4 protein-coding genes are annotated in these 4,921 nt (G+C 55.2%); 1 reads left to right on the plus strand and 3 read right to left on the minus strand.

The window, feature by feature from the left end; genetic code table 11:
• The 3 genes from A1355_RS07745 to A1355_RS07760 all read right to left on the minus strand — a co-directional run.
• Positions 1-1,708: ATP-binding cassette domain-containing protein (locus A1355_RS07745; RefSeq protein WP_064026697.1), on the minus strand; the 1,708-nt coding region annotated here is incomplete at its 3' end.
• Positions 1,705-2,730, minus strand: coding sequence for an HlyD family efflux transporter periplasmic adaptor subunit (locus tag A1355_RS07750; protein WP_064026699.1), 1,026 nt, complete (start codon positions 2,728-2,730; stop codon positions 1,705-1,707). The genes A1355_RS07745 and A1355_RS07750, both read right to left, overlap by 4 nt.
• Before the next feature lie 720 nt (positions 2,731-3,450).
• On the minus strand, positions 3,451-4,452 hold the full coding sequence (locus tag A1355_RS07760) for a hypothetical protein (protein ID WP_064026703.1): 1,002 nt from the start codon (positions 4,450-4,452) through the stop codon (positions 3,451-3,453).
• 195 nt (positions 4,453-4,647) lie between these two features.
• On the opposite strand from A1355_RS07760, the gene A1355_RS07765 reads away from it, so the two are divergent.
• Positions 4,648-4,921: helix-turn-helix domain-containing protein (locus A1355_RS07765; protein ID WP_231883598.1), on the plus strand; the 274-nt coding region annotated here is incomplete at its 3' end.

A 4,921-nucleotide genomic window follows, 5' to 3' on the forward strand; every position in this document is an offset into this window, starting at 1 on the left:
ACGCTTCTTCCATGTTCGAGGCCGCTTCGCTTCCGCCGGCGCGGACGATTTGCGCCGGCGTGCCGGCCGCCAGAATGTCGCCCTCGCGCATGATCAGCAGGCGGTCGCAATATTCCGCCTCTTCCATGAAATGAGTGGTCACCAGCACCGTCACGCCGCCGGCAGCCAGTTGGTTGATGCGCGCCCAAAATTCGCGGCGGGCCAACGGATCGATACCGGAAGTCGGCTCGTCGAGAAACAGGATTTCCGGCTCGTGCATCAGCGCGCAAGCCAGCGCCAGGCGTTGCTTGTAGCCCAGCGCCAAATCGCGACTGTCGGTATCGGCAAACTCGGTCAAGCCGAACTCGCCGAGGGCCCAAGCGATGCGTTCCCGGCGCGCGCCGCCCCGCAAGCCATAGGCGTGGCTGAAAAAATCCAGGTTTTGCCGTACCGACAATTGGCCGTACAACGAGAATTTCTGCGACATATAACCCAAACGGCCCCTGGCCTGGGCCGCCGCCCGCCGCAAATCCACGCCGGCCACTTTCAGGCTGCCGTTACTGGCCGGCAGCAAGCCGCACAACATTCGAAACGTGGTGGTCTTACCGGCGCCGTTGGCGCCCAGCAAACCGAAAATTTCGCCGCGTCCGACCTGAAAGGAAAGTTTTTTGACGGCCTGAAAATCGCCGAACCAGCGATCCACCGCCTCGACCTCGATGACCGGCGCGGCGGTTGGGCCGGTAACAGCCAGCGGGCAAACGTTCTCGACGACGCCGTGGCCGCCGTCGCGCTCGGTCAATAGCCAAATGAAGGCATCTTCCAAGCGCGCCGGCACCGCCTGCGCCGTCACTCGGTCGGTCGCCGTAAACCAGCCGGCCCAGTCCGGCGCGGCACCCGGCGCCATGACCGCCCGGACCGCATCGCCCTGCACTACCGCGTCGATGACGCCATGCTGGCCCACGATGCGTTGACGCAGTTGCCGACTAGACAACACCGCGCTAGTTAGACGATAGCCGCACCCCCGCACCAATTCGTGCAGCGCGGCCGGCGCGCCCTGTCTGAGTATTCCACCATGATCCAGTACGATAACATGTTGGCAGCGCTCGGCTTCGTCCATGTAGGCGGTGCTGAGCAGGACCGTGGTACCGTGGTCGCTGACCAGCGCGTCGATGATATGCCACAGTTCGCGGCGGGACAGCGGATCGACGCCGACCGACGGTTCGTCGAGCAACAGCAAACGCGGCCGGTTCAGCAAGGTGCAAGCCAAACCCAGTTTTTGTTTCATGCCGCCGGACAAGCGTCCGGCCAAGCGGCTTTCGAATTTGCCGAGTCCGGTCATCGCCAGCAATTCGGCAAAGCGCTCGGGTCGGTCGGCCTGGGCGATACCGTGCAGATCGGCGTACAGCGTCAGGTTCTCGCGCAGACTCAGATCTTCGTACAAACCGAAACGCTGCGGCATGTAACCGGTGGTGGCGTGCAACAGCGGCCCGGCCGTCGCGGTGTCGCTACCAAAGCTTTCGACGCTGCCGGCTTCCGGCAGCAACAAACCGGCGGCCAGACGCAACAAGGTGGTCTTGCCCGCGCCGTCCGGCCCGACCAGCGCGGTGATGCCGCCGCCGGGCAATTCGAAATCGATCCGGCGCAAGGCCGCCACTTCGCGGCCGCCGGCCCGGAACGATTTATCGACGCCTTGGAACCACAGCGCCGGGGCGTTCGTCGGCGAGATCACGGCCGCTCGGCGCAGCCCGGCTGTCCGGCCGGCGGAGCGTCGACATCGATCTCGACGCTGACCGGCATGCCCAAGCGCAGTTGATCTTGGGCATTGCAGACGTAAACCCGTACTTGGTAAACCAGACTGGTCCGCAACTCGCTAGTCTCGACCGACTTGGGCGTGAATTCGGCGGTCGGCGAGATATATCCGACCCAACCGGCGTAATGCCGGTCGGGAAAACTGTCGCTGACGATGCGGGCCGGCAGGCCGTGGCGCAATTTACCGAGATCGGTCTCGGCCGCGTAAGCTCTGGCCCACAGCGGCTCGGTCAGGGCCAGCGTCAGCACCGGCGTCTGGGCGTTGGCCATGTCGCCAGGCTCGAGAATCCGGTTTTGCACAACGGCGTCGGCCGGCGCGTAGAGATGAGCGTCTTCCCAGGATTTCTTGGCCAACAGCAATTCGGCTTCGTCGACTCGAAGTTGAGCTTGGGCGGCTTGAATGTCCTCGCGGCGCGGGCCGATCGCGGTCAACTGGTATTGTTCCTTCAGGGCTTGCAAGGTCTCGCGGGCACCGTCGTAGGCGGCCTTGGCTTGATCGACCGACTCCACCGAGGTCAATTTGCGTTCCGCCAAATTGCGCATGCGCTCCAATTCCTTCTTGGCCAATACCAATGCCGCTTCGGCGCCCTTGACGTCATTGCCGGCCTTACCGATTTCCTGCGGCCGCGAGCCGTTCAAGGCCTTATCGACCACGTGGCGCTGGACCTCGACTCGGGCTTGCGCCGCATCCCAGGCATACTGGAAACGTTCCAGGGTCTGCACCGCCAACAATTGGCCGCGCTTGACCCTCTCGCCCTCTTGCACCTGAATTTGCGCGACGTGTTCGGAATCGTGGAAGCTGAGTTCGACTTGGCGAATATCGATATTGCCGTAAAGCTTGAGCTGGGTGGGCGGCGATTCGGAATGCCGCCAATGAAACCCTGCGGCGGCAATACCGGCCGCCGCGAGGGTGGCGAACGCCGCGATGCGTAGACTGGACATGGTGTCCTTCCCGGTCTGGTTAAATCCGTCCTGGGACGATTGAAGGCGGCCCCTTCCCGATGCCGCCGCCGTCGGCCCCAGCCGACGACGGTCTCAGTATACTGAACGGACTCGCCGCCCGCCAATGACTTACCTCCCCCAACGCACCGGCGCCGAGGGGACCGGCCGAGTTGACTGTACGCTCGGCATCGACCATCCGCCATCCTTGCCAACTTGCACGGTTCGGTTGAGGATATTGACGACGCAGTTTTGATCCAAGCCGTTGGCAATCGCTGGCCTTTACCCTACCATTCCCAGCAGTAACGCCACGAGTACCGAATGCCACACGCCCAAACCAGTACCGAATTTGTCGAAGCAAGCGCCGCCGGCAAAATCTACGTTTGCTTTTTGTGTCCGCCTAATTTGATTTCGACCATTTATTACAATCGTCATATAAATGCAGATTATATTTGGTGTCGGCACAAACCAAAATCATCGTCGGATTCGGGTAATGTCCGCATCGAATGCAAATGGTCTGACAAAATTACCACCTGATAAGCACCTTGCAAAAGTTCACATCTATTATGTTTATTACCAATTCATGCGCTCCTAGAGATGTCAATCGCGCTCGCTGACTTATTGCTAAGCACTTATCCGTCGTTTTCCGCTATACAAATCAGTTATTTCCGATGCCATGCATCGCGGAAACATGGAGGCGAGCGTAACGATGCGAAACTCATTCTATCGACCTTCAAAAGCCCAATGAATATCCGCTATAAAATCCTCCTTAGCTAAAACTTGACCTGTGTCGATTGTCTGATCGAGAATTCTAGCCTTTATTAGCTCATCGTTAACTCTATAGTAGACATATGAATCGCTTACCCAGAGAATTTCACTATCCTCTTGACTAGTAATTATTTTATATTCTTTGCCTGTATTGATATTGTGCAACATTAAAATTCCCGAGAAAAAAACATTAGCGCTATCAAATCGCCAATCGATCGGCGTGCCGGTTTCTGCCATATGTTTTCTTCTTCTATCAGATCCAGGGCTTTGTGTTTTCCTAGCTATATCTGCCACATAGCCCACAAGCCACTCATTCAAACCTCGCACCTCTGTTCTCCCTCCCGGAAAACCAATAATCTTCCATTTAGAGGAAAGCTTGTTGAAAACATAGTAGGTACTTTTCCCCAGCTCTTCATCGGTATTTCTTTGCTTATTTTCTCTTGAACTTAATACCAGCATATTATTTGTATTGACGTAAGCAACAACATTATCGCCTTGACTAAAAACAATATTTTCTGGAAGCCTCCAATTGGTATTCAATTTTTCACGACCCACCAAAATTGACAATTTAGAATCAGACTCAACTTTAATATAAAAAAAATCACCAGGAATAGCTCCACCAGGAATACCACCGGCCTTTATTTCGGCTTTACTATTCAACTGATAATCAATCTGCTTGCCGTCAATCACCCCCCATGACATTGTTACATCGGAATCATTCTTGCCAAGAAAATAAGTATAAGCCAACTGTTTATTAGGCAACTTGACCAAATGGGTTTCTAATTCCGAACATACCAAACATTTGTCAAAAACAGCAGTTTTGATACGTTTTTCCTTCATCGGGTCATCCATTTCAAGAATGTTAACCGTATCCGGCTTAACTGGAGGCGAGCCAATTACAATCAATCTTTCATCATAATAAACTTTCAGAAATTCAGCACCAAGCTGCTTAGACACGACTTCACGGCACAAATTTAGTGCCTGCTTATTGTAATCATATGAATATAATCGCGTTGGAAACGTCCCTTCACTCAAAGGCGTGGGTGTCGAACTAATAAAAAAAATAAGCGCTTAACAACAAATCACCATGCATTAAAATAGCGGGATTTCAGGTGTGGTGGTAGCGACAGAATGCGGGCAAGAGCAATAGAATTGAACGAAAGCGAACGAGAGCAGCTCCAGCAAATTATCAAAAAAGGGAGTGATTGGCGAGAACGGGAGCGGGCACGGACCATTTTGATGTTAGCCAATGGCCAGACAGTCATTGCGATTGCAGAACAGCAAGGCGTGAAACCGGAAGCTATACGGGAGCGGCGGCGGAAGTGGTGGAGAAATAGGCTGAGCAGTCTACCGGATCAACCCCGCAGTGGTGCACCAAGTAAATTGACTGACGCGCATCGATGCCAGCTCAAAGAATGGATCGATG

Source organism: Methylomonas koyamae (assembly GCF_001644025.1).
Taxonomy (GTDB): Bacteria; Pseudomonadota; Gammaproteobacteria; order Methylococcales; family Methylomonadaceae; genus Methylomonas; species Methylomonas koyamae_A.

What these genes read in the sequence shown, in the direction of transcription:
- A1355_RS07750 (WP_064026699.1), bottom strand. Translation starts at nt 2,730, where the DNA reads ATGTCCAGTCTACGCATCGCGGCGTTCGCCACCCTCGCGGCGGCCGGT.